The sequence below is a fragment of the Tepidisphaeraceae bacterium genome (assembly GCA_035998445.1).
Classification (GTDB): domain Bacteria; phylum Planctomycetota; class Phycisphaerae; order Tepidisphaerales; family Tepidisphaeraceae; genus DASYHQ01.
Genome location: DASYHQ010000022.1, coordinates 1 through 20,365 on the forward strand (window position 1 = coordinate 1; position 20,365 = coordinate 20,365).

General features: G+C 63.9%; 18 protein-coding genes. 4 read left to right on the forward strand and 14 right to left on the reverse strand.

The window, feature by feature from the left end:
• Positions 1-870: 870 nt before the first annotated feature.
• Positions 871-2,043: a hypothetical protein gene (locus VGN72_09780; GenBank protein ID HEV7299642.1), complete on the reverse strand. Its 1,173-nt coding sequence runs from the start codon at positions 2,041-2,043 to the stop codon at positions 871-873.
• Positions 2,044-2,108: 65 nt separating this feature from the next.
• On the opposite strand from VGN72_09780, the gene purE reads away from it, so the two are divergent.
• Positions 2,109-2,615, forward strand: a complete 507-nt coding sequence (purE, locus tag VGN72_09785; protein ID HEV7299643.1) for a 5-(carboxyamino)imidazole ribonucleotide mutase — start codon at positions 2,109-2,111, stop codon at positions 2,613-2,615.
• A 109-nt stretch (positions 2,616-2,724) separates the two neighbouring features.
• Positions 2,725-3,882 (forward strand): 5-(carboxyamino)imidazole ribonucleotide synthase, encoded by a 1,158-nt coding sequence (locus VGN72_09790; GenBank protein HEV7299644.1) that lies wholly within the window; start codon positions 2,725-2,727, stop codon positions 3,880-3,882.
• Positions 3,883-4,511: 629 nt separating this feature from the next.
• Here the strand turns inward: VGN72_09790 and VGN72_09795 are convergent.
• A complete protein-coding gene (locus VGN72_09795) occupies positions 4,512-5,915 on the reverse strand; it encodes a flagellin (protein HEV7299645.1) in 1,404 nt (467 codons plus the stop codon).
• Between the two features lie 597 nt (positions 5,916-6,512).
• On the opposite strand from VGN72_09795, the gene VGN72_09800 reads away from it, so the two are divergent.
• Positions 6,513-6,800, forward strand: a complete 288-nt coding sequence (locus tag VGN72_09800) for a hypothetical protein (protein ID HEV7299646.1) — start codon at positions 6,513-6,515, stop codon at positions 6,798-6,800.
• 222 nt (positions 6,801-7,022) lie between these two features.
• Positions 7,023-7,250, forward strand: coding sequence for a PEP-CTERM sorting domain-containing protein (locus VGN72_09805; GenBank protein HEV7299647.1), 228 nt, complete (start codon positions 7,023-7,025; stop codon positions 7,248-7,250).
• A gap of 379 nt (positions 7,251-7,629) precedes the next feature.
• On the opposite strand, the gene VGN72_09810 is transcribed toward VGN72_09805, so the two are convergent.
• The 12 genes from VGN72_09810 to flgG all read right to left on the reverse strand — a co-directional run bounded on the left by VGN72_09810 (position 7,630) and on the right by flgG (position 20,073).
• On the reverse strand, positions 7,630-9,060 hold the full coding sequence (locus VGN72_09810; GenBank protein ID HEV7299648.1) for a flagellin: 1,431 nt from the start codon (positions 9,058-9,060) through the stop codon (positions 7,630-7,632).
• 173 nt (positions 9,061-9,233) lie between these two features.
• Positions 9,234-9,503: a carbon storage regulator CsrA gene (gene csrA, locus VGN72_09815; GenBank protein ID HEV7299649.1), complete on the reverse strand. Its 270-nt coding sequence runs from the start codon at positions 9,501-9,503 to the stop codon at positions 9,234-9,236.
• A gap of 389 nt (positions 9,504-9,892) precedes the next feature.
• On the reverse strand, positions 9,893-10,342 hold the full coding sequence (gene fliW, locus VGN72_09820) for a flagellar assembly protein FliW (protein ID HEV7299650.1): 450 nt from the start codon (positions 10,340-10,342) through the stop codon (positions 9,893-9,895).
• 379 nt (positions 10,343-10,721) lie between these two features.
• Positions 10,722-12,635, reverse strand: coding sequence for a flagellin hook IN motif-containing protein (locus tag VGN72_09825; protein HEV7299651.1), 1,914 nt, complete (start codon positions 12,633-12,635; stop codon positions 10,722-10,724).
• A 107-nt stretch (positions 12,636-12,742) separates the two neighbouring features.
• The gene (gene flgK / locus VGN72_09830) at positions 12,743-14,446 is read right to left on the reverse strand and encodes a flagellar hook-associated protein FlgK (GenBank protein ID HEV7299652.1); all 1,704 of its coding nucleotides are present in this window, start codon (positions 14,444-14,446) and stop codon (positions 12,743-12,745) included.
• Between the two features lie 99 nt (positions 14,447-14,545).
• The gene (flgN, locus tag VGN72_09835) at positions 14,546-15,040 is read right to left on the reverse strand and encodes a flagellar export chaperone FlgN (protein ID HEV7299653.1); all 495 of its coding nucleotides are present in this window, start codon (positions 15,038-15,040) and stop codon (positions 14,546-14,548) included.
• Entirely contained in the window at positions 15,021-15,482 is a 462-nt protein-coding gene (locus VGN72_09840; protein ID HEV7299654.1) for a rod-binding protein, read from the reverse strand. The genes flgN and VGN72_09840 overlap by 20 nt, the downstream gene beginning before the upstream one ends.
• A 139-nt stretch (positions 15,483-15,621) precedes the next feature.
• Entirely contained in the window at positions 15,622-16,680 is a 1,059-nt protein-coding gene (locus VGN72_09845; GenBank protein HEV7299655.1) for a flagellar basal body P-ring protein FlgI, read from the reverse strand.
• A 104-nt stretch (positions 16,681-16,784) separates the two neighbouring features.
• Entirely contained in the window at positions 16,785-17,513 is a 729-nt protein-coding gene (locus VGN72_09850; GenBank protein HEV7299656.1) for a flagellar basal body L-ring protein FlgH, read from the reverse strand.
• 61 nt (positions 17,514-17,574) lie between these two features.
• Positions 17,575-18,843, reverse strand: a complete 1,269-nt coding sequence (gene flgA, locus VGN72_09855; GenBank protein HEV7299657.1) for a flagellar basal body P-ring formation chaperone FlgA — start codon at positions 18,841-18,843, stop codon at positions 17,575-17,577.
• Between the two features lie 49 nt (positions 18,844-18,892).
• Positions 18,893-19,216: an L-rhamnose mutarotase gene (locus tag VGN72_09860; protein HEV7299658.1), complete on the reverse strand. Its 324-nt coding sequence runs from the start codon at positions 19,214-19,216 to the stop codon at positions 18,893-18,895.
• 47 nt (positions 19,217-19,263) lie between these two features.
• Positions 19,264-20,073 (reverse strand): flagellar basal-body rod protein FlgG, encoded by an 810-nt coding sequence (gene flgG / locus VGN72_09865; protein HEV7299659.1) that lies wholly within the window; start codon positions 20,071-20,073, stop codon positions 19,264-19,266.
• Between the last annotated feature and the right edge of the window lie 292 nt (positions 20,074-20,365).

Genomic DNA, 20,365 nt, shown 5'->3' on the forward strand with positions numbered 1-20,365 from the left:
CCCCTCTCCCGCCTGCGCCGGGGGAGGGCTAGGGTGGGGGTCTACCCGTTCGGAGTCGCCAAGAAGGCCCCCTCCCTAGCCCTCAGGGGCGAGTACGCGGGAGAGGGGACCGGACGAGTGCGTCAAGTATGTTATTGCCCATTCCTGCCTGTCTCTCCCCCCGCATCTTTTCTTCCGTGAAACAGGGATTCAGGTGGACCGGACATTCTTGTCCGGACTTATGCACCTGACGAAGCAATCGTCATCCTGAGGTACCCCGAAAGATCTCTTCGCGACGCAATACGGGGGGAGATCCTTCGGAGTACCTCAGGATGACGGCTCGGCAACGGGCCACTTTCTCAAGTGCATAGGTCCGTTCTTGTCCGCCTCTCTTCTGTCTTTCCTCCTGGTGAGACGGACTTTCTTGCCTGCCACGCGGCGCTAGCCGCGATCGGAGAACAGGGAGCCACGAAGACGCGAAGGCACCAAGGAGGACGCGAAGAAAAGCCCAGGTGTTGCGCCGGATTCACCTCAACTGCGCAGCGCCAGCGTAGAGATGGATAGCGTGCTCTTTGACAACCGAATAGCCGACGCGCGTGCGGTGGTGGATACCCGACATCCTCACCCGATGGTGCAAAATGGTGCACGATAGTGCACGAATTCACGTTTTGCCTTACCCAAACCGCCGCCGCCAGTGGGTTTGTCTTCTTCGCGGTCCTTCGCGTCCGCCCTTCGCGCGCTTCGCGTTCGCATTTGTCTTAGTAGAGGCGCAATAGAGACAGACAAAAATGTCCGTCCCACCAGCAGAAGAGATAAATACGGGGGAGAGCAGGACGGGGGGGAGAGACAGGCAGGAATGCCTGTCCTACAGAAGAGGCTGCACGACGACGGCTAGATCGCCTGCAGCTCCTTCATCACGCCTTCATCGTCGTCGCTCTCCGCGGCGATCTTTTGCTTTAGCACGTCGCGGTAGGCTTTCAGGAACGACTTTTCGTTTACCTCGCGCAGCGGCAGGAAGATGCCCTGCGTAGCCTTGGCGGAAAACAGGTGATGCGCGGCGATACCAATCCGTTCGGCGCCGCTGGTATCTGGCGGGAGCGTGCGCTCGGTGGCGGTGTGCAGCAAGAAGCGCAGTGCGTCGCTGGAGCGCTCGGGCAAATCCGTTAGGCAGAGCAGTGGTTCGATCTGGCCGGGCGTGATGAGGAAGACGTTGACGTCGCCGCGAGATGGACCGCGCTGAAGCGACACGTAGGCGAAGTCGCTCAGCAACTGCACGTGGCGGAACGGGCCTTTGCCCAGCTTTGACAGCGCGTCGATTAGCGATTTGATCTTCCCGGCCGTCTCGAACTTCAGTTCCATCGCGGCGGACTGCATGCGCTTCGTGTGATGCGCAAGCTCGGTCGACGGGTCGATCAACGTGTCGGCGGCCCACTGAACCATGCGGCGATACGAGTTCATGCCGATCGAACCGTCGCACGGCGCGGGGCAACGGCCCATCTCCTTGTACGCGCACGCCTTGCCGCGCGGCGCCTCGGTCAGCACGTTGTAATACCGGCAGAGGTCGAACGAATCCTCCGCCAGTTCGATCAGGTGTTGCGCAGCGTGCTTGTCTTCCACGGGGCCGATGAGCCGGCCGGGGCGCGGGGTGAGATCGGTGGTTTTCGTGAAGCGCGGAAACTCGGCATCGGGATCGACGTGGACGAACCACGCGGGCCTGAAGCCGACCATGGCGCTGTAGGTTTGCGGGAAGCAGAGCCGAGCGGCCTCGTAGTAGACGCAGTCGGCCTCGAAGGCGCTGTCGACGCGCTTGTAGTAGATCTGCCGGACGAGCTCGCGGTAGTTCACACGACGGCTCGGGCCAACGTCTTGTTCGTCGCCACCAAGCCTTCGCTTGAGGCTGTGGCGAAGGTTCTTCACGCACAGCAACTGCACGGGCTGGCCGGTGGCGTCGGCAAGAAGATAGACGACCCACTTGGCCGGCACCGCGCGCGCGAACGTTTCGAAATCGCCGGCGGGGTCGAAGTCGATCTGGCGGTCGAGGATGGCCGTAATTGGGAGCGCCACCGGCTTATGGTAGGATCGGGCAGGCCGGGATGAAAGCAGCAGCGAAACACAGGGAAACACGCGGTATGGCAGACGACGCAGATCAAGTTCTTGTCTCGGTGGTCATGGGCAGCAAGAGCGATTGGGAGACGATGCAGCACGCCGACGCCATCCTCAGCAGTTTCGGGGTGCCGCACGAGTGCGGCATTGTCTCGGCGCATCGCACGCCCGAACTGATGACCGAGTTCGCGACCAACGCCGAGGACAGCGGCGTGCAGGTGATTATCGCCGGCGCCGGTGGCGCGGCCCATTTGCCGGGCATGGTGGCGGCGCAGACGATCTTGCCCGTGCTGGGCGTGCCGGTTCAGTCGGCGGCACTGAACGGGATGGATTCGCTGCTGTCGATCGTGCAGATGCCCGCCGGCGTGCCGGTGGGCACGCTCGCGATCGGTAAGGCCGGCGCGACGAATGCCGCGCTGCTGGCGATCGCTATCCTCGCGACCACGCGGCCGGAACTGCGCGAGAAGCTGCGGGATTATCGCGAGAAGCAGACGCAAACGGTGCTGGATACGCACCTGCCAACCGCGGGGTGAGGCGGGGCCGCCGTTATATTGCCGCCGGCTTGCCGGTGGTCTTGCTTCGTCCGAATTGAAGACCACCGGCAAGCCGGCGGCTATGTAAAAGAACATCCCTTCGAGAATCATGACCCACCCCTCCCCCATCCTCCCCGGTTCCACCATCGGCGTGCTCGGCAGTGGGCAGCTCGGCCGTATGTTCACGATCGCGGCCAGGCAGATGGGGTATCGCGTTCACACGTTCTCGCCCGATAGCGACACCCCCACCGGGCAGGTGGCCGACCTGGAAGTGACGGCCAGCTACGACGATCTTGACGCCGTGCGCGCGTTCGCGCGTGACGTGAGCGTCGTCACGTTCGAATTCGAGAACGTCCCCGCGCCCACCGCGGCGGCGTGTGCCGAATGCGGGCCCGTGCGGCCGGGCGGCAACGTGCTGCATACGACGCAGCATCGGCTGCGCGAGAAGGCGTTTCTGTCGCAGAACGGTTTTCCGGTCACGCCCTACCGTGCCGTGCATTCGATCGAAGACGTGCGGACGGCATCGCGCGAGATCGGCCCCAAGGGCGTGATCAAGACGGCGGCGTTCGGGTACGACGGCAAGGGGCAGTCGAAGGTTGCCACGCTCGCCGACGCCGAGGCGGCCATCGCGGCCGACCCGCAGGTCGAGCGCGTGTTCGAGGCGTTGGTCGACTTCGACCGTGAAGTGTCCGTGGTCGCCGCCCGCGGGGTGGATGGGGCGTTTGCGCACTGGGGCGTCATCGAGAACGTGCATCGCAACCACATTCTTGATGTGTCGATCGCGCATGCCGATTTGCCGCCTGTCGTAATGGCCGAGGCGGTGGAGATCGCGCGCGGGATCTTCGAGGCGCTGCAGATCGTGGGCGTGCTGTGCGTCGAGTTCTTCTACACGAAGTCCGGCAAGCTGCTCGTGAACGAGCTTGCCCCGCGCCCGCACAACAGCGGCCACCTGACGATCGACGCCTGCGTCACCAGCCAGTTCGAACAACAACTGCGGGCCGTCTGCGGCCTGCCGCTGGGCGCCACCACCTACCACCGCGCCGCGGCCATGGCGCAACTGCTGGGCGACGAATGGCAGCACGGCGAACCCGCGTGGGACCGGGCGATCGCGATGCCAGATGTGAAGCTGCATCTCTACGGCAAACGCGACGCCAAGCCTGGCCGAAAGATGGGCCATCTGACGGCGCTTGCCGATACGCCCGATGCGGCGCGGGAACTCGTGCTGAAGGCGCGATCATCGATCGCGCGAACGAACGCTAGGCCGTAGTCCCTGTAGTGGCGACGCCTGCGTCGCGGTGCGGCCCAGCCGCAATCCCACGTACCACGGGCGGCCCGCCCGTGCATGCTACTTACCCTGGAAAAATACACGGGCGAGCCGCCCGTGGTACGGCGGATCATCCTACGACTCGTGAGGGGGTGCCACGGGCAGCTTGCCTGCCCGTGTCTTGAATGCTTCAACTAAAGAAGGAACCCGGGCGGGCAAACCACCCGCGGCACTCCGCCACAGTTCAGGCCGCAGACGAAAGAGATCCTTCGGAGTACTTCAGAGGGTGTTAAAGAAGGACGCCGCGTTTGCTCCGACCGTGGCATGGGCGTCCCGCCCATGCTCGTGTCAGGGCCGCTAGACAACATTGGTTGCAGCGGCTGTTTCGGCGCAGCAGCCAACAAAAGATGTTTGTCATTCCAGTCCACACGCATGGGCGAGACGCCCATGCCACGGTGAATGCGGCCTCGGCCGCGTTCTTCAACGCCCTCTCAGGATGACGACGTCGGTCACGGATGCGTCAAGCGTATGAACCTCAACGAAAAAAGCCCCTGGCGCCGATGCGCCAGGGGCTTTGACTTGTGAGAAGCGGAAACTCTAGTGGACCGTCCGGCCATCCGGACCAGTCAGTCCTACTGCAGCAGACGCAGCGCGGCCTGCGGGGCGGCGTTGGCCTGAGACAGCACGGTGCTGGCGGCCTGCGACAGGATCTGCGAACGGGTCATCTGGGCCGTCTCCGACGCAAAGTCCGTATCGCGGATCGCGCTCTCGGCGGCGCTGGCGTTCTCGAACGCCACGCCCAGGGCGTTCACGGTCGAACCGATCGTGAACTTCTGGAACGCGCCCAGGCGGCCACGCGTCTGGCTGACCTGCTTGATCGCCTTGTCTAGGATCTTCTGAGCATTGGTGAGGTTGTCGCTGGTCAGGGCGTTCGCGCCACCGCTGCCCAGCGTGCTCAGGTAACCCACGGCGCTGTCGCCGAGCGACCCGGTGCTGACCGAGGCGATGCCGATGCTGGCCTTGTCGGTTTCCGTGACCTTCGAGCCGAGCGAGAACGTCGCGCCACCACCGGTGACGCCGAACGTCTTGGTCTGGTTGTTAACGTTGACGGTCGTGTCGAGGTCGAACTCGAGGTCGAGGTTGCTGGAACGGTACGCGACCTTCAGACCGTCGGTCTGGGCGGCGGCACCGTTGACGGTGACGGCGGCGTCGGTGCCGTAGTCCTTGTTGCTGCTGAGCGTGAACGTGCCGGTCAGGGCCTTGAGGCCGACGAACTGCGTCGAACCGAAGGAGGTGCTGTTGACGTTCAACGTGGTGCCGGTGATCGTCGCCGAGACGCCGGTCGCCGTCTTCACGCCGTTGATGGCCGTCGCGATCGACGACACGGTGGTGCCGCTGGCGAACGAGAGCTGTTCGGTGCCGTTGGCGCCGGAGACTTCCAGCGTCACGGTGGCGCCGGTGACGGTGCCACCGGAGTAGGCCAGCGTGCCGGTCTGGGCGCTGGTGGTCACCTGCACCACGACCGAGACGGTGCTACCGTCCGGCACGCGGGACGAGTTGACGCGCAGGTTCTGCACCGCGCTGGTGCCGACCGAGCTGGTCGAGTAGTCGTAGTTGCCGTTCAGGAGCTTCTTGCCCTGGAACGCGGTGCTCTGCGAGATGCGGTTGATCGTGCTCAGGATGCTGTCGACCTGCAGCTGGTTGGCCGACTGTTCCTCGGCCGACAGGCCACCGGTGTTGGCGCTCTGACCGATCAGGCCCTGCAGTTCGGTCAGCAGGTTGCTGACCTCGTTCAAGCCACCCTCGGCGGTACCAATGATGTTGCTGGCGCGCTCGGCGTTGTCGATGGCGGTCGTGATGCCGACCTTCTCGGCACGCAGGTTCTCGCTGGCGATCAGGCCGGCGGGGTTGTCGGCACCGCTGTTGATCTTCAGGCCGGTGCTGAGGCGCTGCATGCTCGTGTTGAGCGTGTTGTTGTTCTTACCGAGGACGCGCTGTGAGATCAGCGAGCTGACGTTGGTGTTGATCGTTGACATTGTCTTAGTCTTTCCTTGACGAGTGTTCTAGCCGCGTGTCGGGAACACTCCCGAAACACGCCCTTCATTCCCTTGAAAGGCGGAGAGTGACGTTCACTCCCAGTCCGGCAACGCCAAGGGACGGCGTCCGGCAGCCTTCGGAACTATGCGGGTCTTACGTGGACGTCGCGTGGTTCCCGTTCAGGCTCATTCGGTCTCCTTTCTCACAAGTCGTGCCGGACAGGCCGCACTAGACGGCACATCAGGCATGCGTGATTGGGATCGACCGACTTACAGGGGCACTTTAGATCTCGGCGCGTGGAATTTTTCGATTTTTCCGCCTGCGCCGCCTCTGGCAATTACGAACACCCACACCTCGCCTAAACCGTTAAAATATCGGACCTTACTGCGCAATATGCCCGTCACGCCCGATAAGCTTCCTCTACCTCCAGGAAATCCCCTATGTCGCAATACGGCATCATTTTTAGCGTTTAAACCAGATTCATAGGGGTATAGTACGGTGGTTAATTAACCGCACGTTCTAGCGTTCCTGCCGTTGGATCGCGGATGGGGCCCAGAGGCGATGCACCCGCGTGTGAGGCGTGGCACAGGAGCAAGATGAGCAAGATGGAAACCGGAACTTTCGTAAAACGAATCGGCGCGACGGTAGTCGCAATGGGGATGTCGTCGTCGGTCGCGCACGCCGCGCTCGTGCCGAACATTCCGTTCGATACCGAGGACCAGTACACGAACAACTTCCTCGAGCTGGGAACGAACACCGCCAACATCGGCTATAGTTCGGCCAATCAGAACGTGCGTTACGCCCCGTCGGGCAACAACGGCACCGCCCTGCTGCGCTACGACACCACCCCGGTGACAATGTCGCCGGTCCGGCCGACTTCCTGACCGAAACGCTGTCGGTCGACACGACCATCAGCGTGCTCAGTACCAGCGCCAACGCGTCGGTCGGTTTCTACACGCGCGTGCAGTCGAACAACCTGGGCGTGCTGGCCCTGCTGAACGCCACGAGCGCCACCACCGTGCAGCTGCGCCTCTTCTACGACGCGAACAACGCGACGTCGACGGCGGGCACGGCGTTCTTCGACTCAACGTTTAACTTGACCACCGGTGCGACCGCTGACCGCCACGAACGCCTACGACGCCGCCGGTTCGGTCGGTCTGCGGGCCAACCTGGCCCAGGCGTTCCAGGGCAGTGGCGAGACGGCGATCCAGAACACGATCACGTTCGACAACTTCTCGGCCACGCCGACGGCCGTGCCGGAGCCAAGCTCGCTGGCGGTGGTGGCCATCGGTGGCCTGCTGGCGCTGCGCCGTGGACGGCGATCCGCAACGTAGCATGGGCGGCTCGCCCATGGCGTCGGTACGCTGACGCGTCTGTCGTGACACGGCCTCTGGCCAGTGGAGCTGCTAGAAAGAGAGCCAGCGGCTAGCGGACAAGCACCCCATGCCATCCCAAAGGGAGCGGTAGCGACCTGAGGGATCTCGACGCACGGGCGGTTCTCGGCCATAGGAGACCCCTCAGGTCGCCAAGGCTCCCATCGGGATGACGGTCCCTGATCAACGCAGGGTTTTGTCCCGCTGCCTAAAGACACGGGCGGGCAAGCCGCCGGTGGCACCGATAGTGAACAGATCAACGTAAACGACGCGGCCCCCGTGGAACTGTCCACGGGGGCCGCGTCTTCTTCTCTTACGTCTTTATCAGTCGATCAACCGATCAACCGCCCAGCAGCGACAGCACTTGCTGTGGCGTCTGGTTGGCGGTGGCGAGCACGCTCGTGCCGGCCTGCGTGAGGATCTGGGCGCGGGTGAGCGCGCTCGTCTCCTTCGCAAAGTCGGCGTCGCGGATGCTGCTCTCGCTGGAGGTCACGTTCTCCAGCGCGACGCTGAGGCTGTTCATGTTCGTGTCGAGCGTGTTTCGCTCGAACGCGCCCAGCCTGCCGCGAAGCACCGAGACCTGCCGGATCGCCTTCTCGATGATCTTGCTGGCCGCCTGCGTCTGCCCACCGACCAGCGTGCTGTTGCCACCGGTGACGACGTCGTTCAGGAAGCCGCTCTCGAAGTCGCCGAGCTTGCTGGCGGCCACCGACCCGATGCCGATGTTCACCTGCTGGTTGAAGTTCACCGACTGGCCGAGCTGGAACAGCGCCCCACCCCCGGTGATGGCGAAGCTCTTGGTGCCGGCGCCGAACGCCTGGTCGAGCGTGAGCTCGAGGTCGAGCGTGGTCGTGTTGATCTTCAGGTTGCGCCCGTCGCCGACGGTGAGCGCCCCGTTGATCGTCGCGACGGCGTCCTGACCGATGACGCGGCCCTTGGCGTTGCCGTCGGCGTCGGTCGTCTCGAACGAGCCGCTTTGTGCGGTGATGGAGACGAACCGCTTGGCGCCGAACTCGTTGCTCTTGAAGCTGATGCCGCTGGTCGCGCCGGCGCTGCTGATGCCGGTGGCGACCACGCCCGTCGAATCGCTGATGCGGTTGACCGCAAACGCGATCGCCGAGGCGGCGGTGCCACTGGTGAACGTCAGTACCTGCACGCCGTCGTTACCGGTGATCTCCAGCGTGACGCTGTTGGTGATCGCGCTGGTGCGGAACTGCAGGTCGGCGGTCTTGGCGCTGGTCAGCACGTTGATCTGCACGGGGATCGACGTGTTGTTGCCGAAGTTGGCCTGGCTGATGTTCAGCGATTTGATCGCGCTGGTCGTGACGCCACTGGTGAGGTAGTCGAGGCTGCCGTTGATCAGCTGCAGACCGGCGAAGGTCGTCGTGTTGCTGATGCGGGTGATGCTCTCGACGGCCGAGTCGACCTGCAGCTGGTTGGCGCTGATCTCCTCGGGGCTCATGCCACCGGTGTTGGCGGCCTGGACGATCATGCCCTTGATGTTCAGCAGCAGGCTGGCGATCTCCGACAGCGCACCCTCGGTCGTCGAGATGACGTTGCTGGCGCGCTGGCTGTTGTCGATGGCCTGGTTGATGCCGGACATCTCGCTGCGCAGGCCCTCGGACGCGATGAGGCCCGACGGATCGTCGGCGCCGCGGTTGATCCGCAGGCCGCTGCTGAGCCGGTTCATCGTGTCGCTGAGCGTTCCCTGATTTCTGGCCAGCCCACGCTGGGCGGTCAGAGCTGCGACGTTCGTATTGATACGGGCCATGTCAATCCTCCATGATTGTGGATGGCTTGCCGGGCCCTATTGCCCGGGCGAAGAGGTCCGATCCTTCGGACCTAGAGAGATTTGCGATTGCCGATTTTCGATTGCCGATTGGAAGGGCACGTGCCCTCGCTAGTTCAATCGCAAACCGCAAATCGCAAATCGAAAATCCGAGGCTACTGCTTCTTCTGGTCCTTGTCGGGGTTGGTCGTGCCACCCTTGTTGGGACCGATCTTTCCAAGACCCGAAAGATCCTCGGGTTTCACCTGCGCCGCGGCCCGGTTTTCACGCCGGATCGCGTCGTATACTTCCTTACGATGGACGCTGATCTCCTTGGGGGCATTGATCCCCAGACGCACCTTGTCTCCGCGGATGTCGACCACGGTGACCTCGATGTCGTCCCCGATCATGATCGTCTCGTCGCGCTGACGGGACAGTACCAACATGCCTGGCTCCTTCCATGTCTGACTAAAGCGGTGGACCGTTCGACGTCGCACATATGACGTCGATGCCACGCTTTGGAAGGCTCGGCGCCGTCGGGCGCCAAGCCTGCACCGGGGTGGGCAGTGCAACCGATGCGCTGGTGTGGTCGGACGGACCACGTCGCATGGATCGCACGGGCGAAGCGGGCTACAGATTGTAGGCCGCGCCGCGTTTGCCTCGCGATGCTCGCAAAAGATTCGCGTTTCGCCTGCGGTCGACTCCGTTCGACCGAGGCGCTGCCGGCGGTTTCTGCCCGGCAGGGCTGAGGCGACCGTGTCCAACGCAACTTGCGTCGCGTCGGGCGTTCACCTCCCGGCCGGGCTCATCAGTCCGGCCGCAAGCTAGCGTGCGATCACGCGGACTTGGCCAGCGGCACCTCCTGCGTCAGCCGGTACAGGGGCTGTCGGGTCGTCCACTTCTTCTCGGTCAGCACGACCTGCGTCGCCAGGCGGTTGCCCGCGTTGACGAGGATCGGTCCGAGCAAATTGCCGGTCAGCCAGTCGCCGACCTTGTTGCAGATGACGAAGACCTGCGCCAGCGCGCTGTCGGTCATCATCAGCTCGGTCGCCGTCTCCTCGCGGATCGGCACGTCGTACTCCTTGAAGAAGACCGTCGGGTCGGCGACGACGAACGCGAGGTTCGGGTCGTCGACGCTCTGCAGCCAGAAGAAGTAGTTGTCGTCGCCCGTCGAGATGAGGGCGAACCGCGAATGGTCGGGAAAGCCCAGGAGGCCGCGGGTGAAGGTCATCACCCGTTCGTCCTCAATGGACAGCAACCCGAATCGCGTCGTCTGAATCTCCATTCGAACTCCATTTCCAGTCGCGGGCCCGTTTGACTTGGGTCGCCCGCAATACCACCCGCGGCTCCACCGCGGAACTCCATGTTCAACTCATCTGCCCGAGCGTCCCTGCCCAGGCCATCCCGATTCCGAAGCCGGAAGGGGGAAGTGGGCAGTCGGAGTGAAAAACTCCAACTGCACACTTCACGCTTCAAACCTCTCGCTTGTTCCCTCTCCCGAAGCATTCGGGAGAGGGACCGGATCACACTCACCAGCTATCCGGCATTTTCTGCATCACTCGGCAACCTTTTCTGCGCCCTACCTGCATTCTCTGCGTTTTCTACGAACACCTCATACACCACTTATCCACACAGCAATCGTCGTGCCAGACTCTCAAACAAAATCACCGCAGGAAATCCAGCAGCGACGTATTCGTCACCTGGCTCGTCGTCTTCATGCTCGCCTCGAGCATCATCTGCATGTTCGTGTACTTCGTGATCGCGGTCGTGTAGTCCGTTTCGTGCAGGTTAGCCAGCAGTGACTGCGTCGCGACGTTCTCGTCGGTAATGCGCGACTCGCGCGCTTCCAGCTCCTGCACGCGGGCCCCGGTGACACCGCGCACGCGGATGACGCGGGCGAGGTCTTCATCAATGCCCTGGGCGGCCCGGGTGATCGCGCCGGCGTCGCTGGCCCGCAGCGCATCCCGCAGCTCGGCCAAATGCGTGAAGACGCCCGTCGACTTCACGGCGTTCACGTCCGCGCCGGTGATCGTGCCACCGCTGGCCGGCGTCGCCAGCAACCCAAGGTCGCCGGCGGCCTGTGAGAAGTTGGCTGGGTCGACTTTGAAGGTCGCGGTGCCGGTGGTCGCGTCCGTCAGCACGATGCCGTTACCACTGGTGGCAAAGCTCGCCATGGCGGTGCCGGCGGCGGTGTTGATCGCGGTGATGGCGTCGTTCACGGTCGTGAGACCGTCGAGGTCGACGGCGAAGGTCGTGCCGTCACGCCGCGTGATGGTCAGGTCGTCCCCTGCCACCGTGCGCACGCCGCGCCCTTCGTTCAGGTCGGCCAGCAATGTCGCGGGCAACATGGTCCGCAGGCCGAGGTCGGCCGCGGTGGTGCCACCGTTCTCGGCGATCGTCATCTGCGTGCCCTGCACGGGGTTCAGCACGTCGATGCCAGTGCCGGCGTCGTTCAGCTTCGCCAGCACTTCCACGCCCGAGCCGTTGATCGCGTTCAACAGATCCTCGACCGTGTTCAGCCCGGCCATCGAGATCGTCGCCGTCGCGACGCCGTTGGCGATCGTGATGCCGCTGGCGCTCACGCCCGCGCCGTTGCGCAGGCTGGCGAGCGGTGTAAGTGGCGTCAGCTTGGCCTGCACGTCGCTACCATCGAGCGAGGCCACCGCCACTGCCTGGCGAATGCCAAGGTCGCGGGCGCTGGTGCCGCCACCCACATCGGTGATGGTGACCGTGCCGGTGCCGGGGGTGAGCGTGATGCTGTTGCCGTCGGCCGAGAGCGACGCGGTGACGTCGGTGGTGCCCGTGACCGCATTGATGCGCGTGATGACGTCACCGACCGTGTCGGCCGTCGTCAAATCGACCGTCGCGTTGCTGCCACCGTTGGCGATCGAGATCACGCCCTTGTACACACCGGTGCCGGTCGCCCCTTCCAGGTCCGCCAGCCGGGTGGCCGCGGTAATGCTGGGGGATAGATCCGCCCCGCCGCGATGGCGTTCGGAGGTGGCGCCGAAGACTTCTTGGGCGCTCACCATGAACGGCAGCACGGTGTTCTCGTCGAACGTGTTCTTCAGCACGTCGTTCGAACCCGCGAACTTCACCCCACCATTGGTGCTGGTCACGAACGGCGACGTGTTCGAGCGATCGCCACCGTAGATGAACGTGCCCTCGAACTGCGTGTTGCCGTAGGTGACGGCCTGGTTGTACAGGTTTTCAATTAGCGCCGCGGCGCTCTGCCGGGCCGCGGGCGTGACGTCTGAGCCGACGTTCTGCGAGGCGATCTGCGTTGCTTGCCGCAGCAGGTCGGTGACCCCATCAAGCGAGGTATCCACGCTCGACAGCGTGTTCTTAGCGGCGCTGATGTTGTCCAGGTAGCCCTGGCGTTTCTCGAGCGTCTTCTGCAGCTGCTGGATGACGGCGCTGTCGCCCGGATCGTCGCTGGGCTTGGTGATGCGGTAGCCGGTCGTCAGCTGGTTCTGCACTTCCAGCAACATCCGCTGCGTCTTCGTCATGCTCGACGTGGCGACGCTCGTGCGTAGCAGGTTGCTGACGCGTGCGAGGTTGGTTGGAAGGACTGCCATTTTGCTACCGACGTTTCACTGTTCAACCTGCGCCTTTCGCGAAAACCGCAAGCGGGCGCAACGCTTCCATCCTCTATTCGACATTTATCGGTCGTGCCCGTGAATCTTTATCGGACGAGGCCCATGACCGTATCCATCAGGTCGTTCACCACGTTGATGAGTCGCGATGCGCCTTGGAAAGCACGCTGCTGTCGCATGAGGTTGATGGCCTCCTCGTCCATGCTGACGCCGCTGAGCGCTTCGCGCTGGTTGAACAGCGTGTCCTGCACCACGTGGGCCGCCTCGGCGTCGCTTTTGGAGGCGGCGGTGAGGACGGAAACGTTGTTCACCATCGCTTGATACGTTTCCTTTAGCGAACCATGCGTAAGCGAGCTCAGCGTTGCGGTTTCGAGGTTGGCGATGGCTAGGGCCGTCTGATTGTCGGCCGGTTCACCGTTCTTAGCCGCAGCGAGCAAGGCGGGATTGGCCTTGATCACGCTGCTCACGCCCATGTCGAACGCACTGCTACCGGTGAAGAACCCGTTGACCCCCAGTGCCGCCAAGGTGCCGCTGGTGTCCTGGCTGAACGAGAACTCGACCGCGCTGCTGGCGGCGCTAACCGCCAGCTTGCCGGCAGTCGTGGAGACGTTCAGGCCGGTAATGCCCGCAAGGTCGGCGGCGAGGCTGTTGAGCGTGGTGTCGTCGGCGTTCAGACCGTCGGCGTCCACCTGCACCAGCGTGCTGGTGGTCAGGCCGGTCGCCTTCTCCTTCACGTGCACCACGAAGCTGCCTGATTTCGGCGTGAACTTCAGATTGGTGCGCGGATCGGTGAGTGCCAGCGCGGGGTCGTCAACGCCGTTGGTCGCGGTGACGGTCGACAGGTTGCTCGTGCCCTGGCCAGAGGCGTGCAGCTTGTTCACCTCGAAGATCATGTTCTTCGCCAGATCGTTGAACCGATCCGTGGTGGCGTCGATCGTGTCGCGCACGCCCGTCAGGCCGCCGATCTGCCCGCCCTTGAAGGCCACGTCGGCGTTGTTGTCGGCGAAGATGATGCTGGTGTTGTGCTTGCCGTCGATCGTCTCCTGCTTGATCGCCAGGCCGCGGTTGGTGTTGCCCACGATCAGCGGTTCAGAACCGACGAAGACGTTGACCGAGCCGTTCGGCTGTTCGATCGACCGGATGTCCATCAGTTCCGACAGCTTCTTGAGCGTGGCGTCGCGCTGGTCGCGCAGCCCGCTACTCTCGCCACCCGTGCCGGCTTCCGAGATGACGATCTGCTTGTTCAGCACCGCGATCTGGTTCGACAGGCCTTGGGCGTCGTTCGTAAGCGCCTTCAGGCGGTCGGCGACGTCGCTGCGGAGGCCTTCGAAGCTGGACTTCAGGTCGACAAATCCGTCGGCCAGAATCTCACCGTTTTGCAGCACGATCTGGCGCAACGCCGCGTCCTGCGGCTTGTTGGCAAGGCTGGACCACGATTTGAAGAACGTGCTCATGGCCGTCGACAGGTCCTGGTCGCCCAGTTCGTTGAAGACGGACTCGACGCGCCCCATCCACAGCTGCGTGGTGTCGGCCGAGTTGCTGTCGCTGATGCTGGCGCGCAGGCGACCTTCGAGGGCGTCGTCGATTTGCCGCCGGATGGAATCCAGCTGCACACCGGTGCCCATGAAGACGCCGGTCTGGATCATCCGATCCTTCGCCGTCGACACGCTGGCGACCTGCCGCGTGTAGTCGGCGTTGCCGGCGTTGGCGATGTTGTTGCCCGTGACCTGCAGCTGCGCCTGGCTTACCGACAGGGCAGAGCGACCAGTGAGTAGGGCTCCGGTGAGGGACATAGGGATTGCCGATTTTCGATTGCCGATTTGCGATGGAAGAGAGGGATAGCCGAGCGACCGGATTGCCCTTCGATCGGCAATCGCAAATCGGCAATTCCCCTACCCGACGGCTTCCATCATCCCGATGCGGGCCGACACGCGCGGCACGCCTTGTTTGGTGTACATGCCACCCTTCTCCATCGCGCCGGCGACGATGCGCACGACCGTGTTCAGGTGGCCCAGAATCGCGCCCGACACGCGGCTGGCGATGTTGGCCTTGTGGCTGATCATCGCGGCCAGGTCCGTCAGTTCCTTCCGCAGCGCCAGCAACTGCGCCTTGCGCAGCGGATGCAGGTCGGCGAGCTTGGCGAGCGTCAACTGCTTCTCGTCCACGCGCGCCAGCTTGGCGATCTGCCCCACCAGCAGTCGCCGGCGGGTGTCGAGCGATGCGATGCGCAGCCGCGAGGCTTCCTGGGCACTCGTGGCGCTTTCCAGCGCTTCCACGTCCAGCTTGCGCATAGCGGCCTGCTGCCGGTCTAAGTTGGCAAGCAGGTTCTTGTGCTCGGCCACCAGTTGCGCCAGCGTGGCTTCCAGATCAACGAACTGCCGTGACATCGGACCTCACGTTTCGGGAATTGCTGCTCGTGTTGGCCTCGGGCGACGCCTCGATCATTCGCGGCGCCGTCAGCGCGTCGGTGGACTCGATCTTCGTCGCGTCGGCGGCGTTCTTCTGCTGTGCATAGGCCTTGGCCGCCTCGATTTTCCGCACGATCGCGTTCACCAGCTTCTTACCGGTGCCGCGGCTCATGTGCTCGGCCATCTTCTGGTCGTACAGCGAGCCGAACGCGTCGCCCCCCTGCCCACCGGAGAACAGTTCCGACTTGAACGGGTTGTCGCGCGCCTGCTTCAACAGCGTGCCGTAGAAACTGGCGGCCACCCACTTTTCTGTCTGGTCGACAATTTGTTCGTGCTGCGTGCCCTTGGGCTTGGTCATCTGCCCGCGGAAGAGGGTGTCGGTGAGGCCGGCCTTCTGAGGTTGTTTTGGGGTAATGGTCATTGTTCTTCCGTCTGGTTCCCTCTCCCGGTACTCCGGGAGAGGGTTAGGGTGAGGGTGATTCGAATTACGAGAATCGTCAGCAGTTCGAAGTCACCCTCACCTAGCCTCTCCCGGGGTACCGGGAGAGGGACCGGAGAGCTCATTCCACGATCAACTTCGCGTGCAGCTTGCCGGTCTTAAACAGTTCCTTCACGATCGTGATGCGGTCCTCTGCGGGCACCTTGATCTTGTCGAGCGTGTCGACCAGATCCTGCAGCTTGGCGCCACCGGTGTTAGTCGTGTCCAAGGCCACCGCATCCCGCGTGTTCAGAATGGGCGTTCGCGGCGTCGCAACCGGCGTGGGGGAGATCGTGCTGATCGTCAGCCCCTTGTGGCTGATGACGACCGGGCTGATCTCGACGTCGCCGGTGATGATCAGCGTGCCGGTGCGGTCGTTGATCTGCACGCGCGCCTCGGTCGGCAGCAGCGGCACGGGCAGGCGCTGCACGCGGCTGATGAAGCTGTCCGGCCGCTCGCGCTCGATCTCGGGGATCGACACGATGATGTTCTTCGGGTCGATCGCGGTGGCGAGGATCTCGCCGTCGTTGCCCTCGGCGTCGTTGATGATCTTGGCGATCGTGCTGGAGATGGTCCAGCTGGCGGACGGGTCTTCGATGATCAGCGTGAACCGGCCGTTGTCGATGTAGTTGCTGGGCAGGTCGGCCTCCATCACGCAACCGCCGGGGATTTTGCCGACGACGGGTGAGGATGGGTCTTCCAGCACGATCGCGCCCTGCGCCAGCGCCAGCACCGCGCCGGTGCCCAGTGGGCCTTGCAATGGCGAGACGATCAACCGCCCGCCACGCAGGCTCTTGGCCGAGCCCATGCTGGTGACGAAGACGTCCAGCTGATCGCCATCACGCGCGCCGTCCTTCGGCACCGTGGCGGTCACGCTGACGACGGCGACGTTGCTGACTTCCCGCAGCTCGGCCAGCTCGGCGGGGTTGGCGAACTTGGTCAGCATCGCCTGCAGCGGCCGGATGGCGGGCAGAAAGTCGCCACCGTCGCCGGTGCCCTTCAGGCCGTAGACCAAGCCGATGCCGACGAGTTGATTCGTGCGTTGCCCGCCAATGCGGGTGATGTCGGCGACCTTCACCGCCAGCGACGTGGCGGGCGCGATCGCGAGGACTGCGAGAATGATGAGGGTCTGTTTGAACATGAAGGGCTCCGCCCTTTCGCGTAGGGGCAGGCCTCCGTGCCTGCCCTCTTCGTCTCGTCAGGAAAATGCGGGCAGGCACGGAGGCCTGCCCCTACGTAATGTCGTCAAAACGGATTCGCACGGTCCAATAATTTCGTGAGCCAGCCGCGTTTCGTGTTGTCGCGTACGGCTCCCTTGTGCAGTTTCGTCATTTGCACGTCGCCCAGCTGCGTGCTCAGGATCGTGTTGTCGGCCGTGATGTCCTCGGCACGGCAGACGCCGGCGATGATGATGCTCTGTTCCTCATCGTCGATCTTGATCTGCTTGCGCGCCTGCAGCACCACCGTGTCGTTCGGCTTCACGTCGAGCACTTCCGCGGTGATGCGCAGCGTGACGACGTCCTTGCGGTCGACCGAACCGTCACCGGTCATCTCCCGGCTGGCGCTGAAGTTGACGCCGGGCGTCGCGCCGGTCGGCATCGCCTTGATGCGCAGGTTGCCGGGGTCGAGCTCGACGAACTCGCTGAGCTTGGCGGTGACGCTGGCTTCCTTCTTCAGGTCGGTCTTGCCTTCGGTTGTGTAGTTGCTCTCCTCGCGCACGATGATCGTCACGAGGTCGTGCTTCTTCAGCGTGCGGGGCTCGGGGGGCGTCACGCTGAACAGGCTCACCCCTGCCGCCTGCGGTGCGCCGTTGGCCTGGCCAGCGCGCATCAGCGATCCGCCACCCATGCGCAACTGCTGGGCTGGGGTTGGCGGCGGTTGAAGCCGCGCGACGGTGCTGGGACCTGGCGATGACGGCACTTGCGCGACGACGGGCGTGCTTAAGGCGATGGTCAACAGCAAGGCGCGCTTCATAAATATCCCGTGTAACAGCTTGAATCGTGCTTCTTTTGGTCGCGGCCGCGTTGCGCGGGCCCTACTGCGCCAGCGCAACGTCGTGGTCGGTCAGGTCACCCACGACGCCCATCTGCGGGCCGGTGATCTTCACGTCGTACACGTCGCGGGTCGTCTCGTTCTTCACCTTGATCGTCTGCCCAAACGTGCCCGACTCGGCCGCCCGCGCGACGGTCTTGATGCGAATGCCACCCTGGCCGAGCGTTACCGAGACCAGCTGCCCCGCCCGCACCAGCGGCACCGCCTGGATCAGCCGTGCGGTCATCAGCGCGCCCGCGGGCAGGTTGCGCGTCGCCTGCTGGCCGACGATCTGCGACAGCGAGACCAGCGTGTCGGTCGGTGTTTCGTCGCTGAGCACCCGACGGGTGGTGACGTCGTCGGCGCGAATGACCTGCCGGGCCGCGATCGGCTTGTCGACGATCACCTGGTCCTGCCACGCCTTGGCGTCGGCCTGGATGGTCGTCTTGTGCTGGCCACCATCGGTGAGAATGGTTACGTCCCACACCACCGTGCCCAGCGCGCGCACCCGGCGGGCGTCGAGCGTGAAGCGGAACTGCGGTTCTGCCAGGTTCAACACCTTCTCGTCGGTGGGCTTGAAGGTGAGCTGTAGGTTGGCCCGGTCAAGGCTCAGGCGCGACGCCAGGTCGGACACCAGCTGCGCCCGCAGCGAGCGCGGGCTGGTTTGAACCAGGTCGTCCGCCCCGTTCAGTCGGTGGCCCGCTGGAGTCGCTTGCGGTTTCGCGGTGCCCGATGGTGCCACCATGATCAGGTCATCCACCGCTTCCACCGCCATCGGTTCGTTGGGCTTGGCCCAGGCCATCATGGCCTCGGTCTCGTCGAAGCGCACGTCGGCCCGGGCCACCCGGCAGCTCGTGGCGCCGGTGAATCGCAGCGTGGCGAGGTTGATGCCCGCATCGCACAGCACGGTCTGCACCTGCTCGACGGTGAGCGAGCGGAACGGCGTTTCGTCCTCGGCGCGGGCAACGATCAGTTCGCCCAGCGGTTGCATCAGGGCGTTGTCGGCATCGGACCAGCGGGCGATTTGTTTGAAACGGATCTCCTGGCCGTACACCTTCGCCTCGCTGCGCAGCTCGACCACCGCGGTGGCGAGGCGGCTGGCGTCGGTCATGAACACGGTCGCGGGCAGCGCCAGAGGCGTCGCGATGGGCGCGGGCGCGGTGTCATCCAAAGTCGATTGCGCCGCGGCCTGCCCGGCGACCGTCGCGGTCACGCAAAGTGCCAGCGCGATCAGCGAACGATAGCGGCGGCGATCGGCAATGGGCTGGGTCATGTCGTTCATCGAATTGCCTCTGCAATTGCGAAATGCGATCTATTTCAGGCTATTCCAGCGTGAAAACCTGCTCGAGCAACTGAATCGGTTGGCCGGCCTGTCCGGCGTCGGGGCTCGTCTGCAAAAAGTCCCGCATCAACGTCTGCCAGCGCGTGTGCACCTCGGACCGTTCCAACTTCGCGCACACCGCGGCCCAGTCGTCGCATTCGAGGTAGCCGAACTCGGTGCCGTCGGGTGACAGCCACAGGCTGTAGTTGCGAATGCCGGCGTCGCTCAGGACGGCCTGCAGTTCGGGCCAGATCGGGTTGTGCAACCGGCGATACTCGACCAGTCGCTCGGGGCGAACCTTGATGAGGAAACCAACTCGCTGCATAGGGGCCTCGTCTTCTACGGCGTGCGATGCGCGACCGCGTTACCGGGTTATCCGCGGCGCAGGTTGCTGATGGTCTGCAGGGCCTGGTCGGCGCTCTGGATGGACTGGCTGTTCAGCTCGAACGCCCGCTGGGTCTTGATGAGGGAGACGAGCTCCTTCACCGGGTCGACGTTGCTGGTTTCCAGGAAGAACTGCAGCAGCTTGCCGGCGCCGTCTTCGCCCGGGCTGGACTCGATCGGGTTGCCGCTGGCGGTCGTCTCGATGTAGATGCTGCCACCCAGCAGCTTCAGGCCGTGCGGGTTGACGAACTGCTGGAGTTGGAGCTGGCCGATCGTGGTAGGCACGTTCTGGCCGGCCTGCAGCACGGTGACGGTGCCGTCCTCGGCGATCGTGAGGTCGGTGGCGTTGGCGGGGATGTTGATGGGCGGGATGACGCGGTAGCCGTCGCCCATGCCCAGCACGAGGTCGCCGTCCTTGTTCTGGAAGAAGTTCCCGTTGCGGGTATAGCCGGTGCCGTCACCCACGGAATCCATGATCTTCACTTTGAAGAACCCGTCGCCCTGGATGCCGACGTCGAGGGCGCGGTCGGTGCGTTCCATCGAGCCCTGGTTCATGTCCAGCTGCGTGTTGCTGACGCGCACGCCCAAACCCACGAACGTGCCGGCCGGCGAGACCTCACCCGCGGCGTTGGTGGTGCCGGGCTGCCGCAGGGTGAGGTACATCAGGTCTTCGAAGTTCGTCCGGCTGCGCTTAAACGCGGTCGTTTCGGCGTTGGCGAGGTTGTTGGCGGTGACGTCGATGCTGGTCGACAGCGCCTTCAACCCGGTCGCAGCGGCATTCAGGGCGGTTATAGCCATGGAATTGTTATCGGACGGTGGATGGGAGGAGGATTATTGAAATTTCTGGGGAGGGGAAGGAGGAGGGAATGAAATTGCAAGCCCCAATGCCCAACAGATGATCAAGTACCAAGTCCCAATGGCGAAAGGACGATCCGCGTGACCCACAAGTCGCCAGTGGCACCATTTGCCATCGCGATGGGAGCCTTGGCGACCTGAGGGATCTCGAACGGCCAGCGATTTCGTGCAGTCGAGATCCCTCCCGTCGCCTTAGGCTCCGCTCGGGATGACAGACCGCGCTATGGAACGAAAC

Bases quoted from the DNA above. Each gene is read 5' to 3' on its own strand.
- purE (HEV7299643.1), top strand. From the start codon at position 2,109: ATGGCAGACGACGCAGATCAAGTTCTTGTCTCGGTGGTCATGGGCAGC.
- VGN72_09790 (HEV7299644.1), top strand. From the start codon at position 2,725: ATGACCCACCCCTCCCCCATCCTCCCCGGTTCCACCATCGGCGTGCTC.
- VGN72_09795 (HEV7299645.1), bottom strand. From the start codon at position 5,915: ATGTCAACGATCAACACCAACGTCAGCTCGCTGATCTCACAGCGCGTC.
- VGN72_09800 (HEV7299646.1), top strand. From the start codon at position 6,513: ATGAGCAAGATGGAAACCGGAACTTTCGTAAAACGAATCGGCGCGACG.
- VGN72_09810 (HEV7299648.1), bottom strand. From the start codon at position 9,060: ATGGCCCGTATCAATACGAACGTCGCAGCTCTGACCGCCCAGCGTGGG.
- csrA (HEV7299649.1), bottom strand. From the start codon at position 9,503: ATGTTGGTACTGTCCCGTCAGCGCGACGAGACGATCATGATCGGGGAC.
- fliW (HEV7299650.1), bottom strand. From the start codon at position 10,342: ATGGAGATTCAGACGACGCGATTCGGGTTGCTGTCCATTGAGGACGAA.
- VGN72_09825 (HEV7299651.1), bottom strand. From the start codon at position 12,635: ATGGCAGTCCTTCCAACCAACCTCGCACGCGTCAGCAACCTGCTACGC.
- flgK (HEV7299652.1), bottom strand. From the start codon at position 14,446: ATGTCCCTCACCGGAGCCCTACTCACTGGTCGCTCTGCCCTGTCGGTA.
- flgN (HEV7299653.1), bottom strand. From the start codon at position 15,040: ATGTCACGGCAGTTCGTTGATCTGGAAGCCACGCTGGCGCAACTGGTG.
- VGN72_09840 (HEV7299654.1), bottom strand. From the start codon at position 15,482: ATGACCATTACCCCAAAACAACCTCAGAAGGCCGGCCTCACCGACACC.
- VGN72_09845 (HEV7299655.1), bottom strand. From the start codon at position 16,680: ATGTTCAAACAGACCCTCATCATTCTCGCAGTCCTCGCGATCGCGCCC.
- VGN72_09850 (HEV7299656.1), bottom strand. From the start codon at position 17,513: ATGAAGCGCGCCTTGCTGTTGACCATCGCCTTAAGCACGCCCGTCGTC.
- flgA (HEV7299657.1), bottom strand. From the start codon at position 18,843: ATGACCCAGCCCATTGCCGATCGCCGCCGCTATCGTTCGCTGATCGCG.
- VGN72_09860 (HEV7299658.1), bottom strand. From the start codon at position 19,216: ATGCAGCGAGTTGGTTTCCTCATCAAGGTTCGCCCCGAGCGACTGGTC.
- flgG (HEV7299659.1), bottom strand. From the start codon at position 20,073: ATGGCTATAACCGCCCTGAATGCCGCTGCGACCGGGTTGAAGGCGCTG.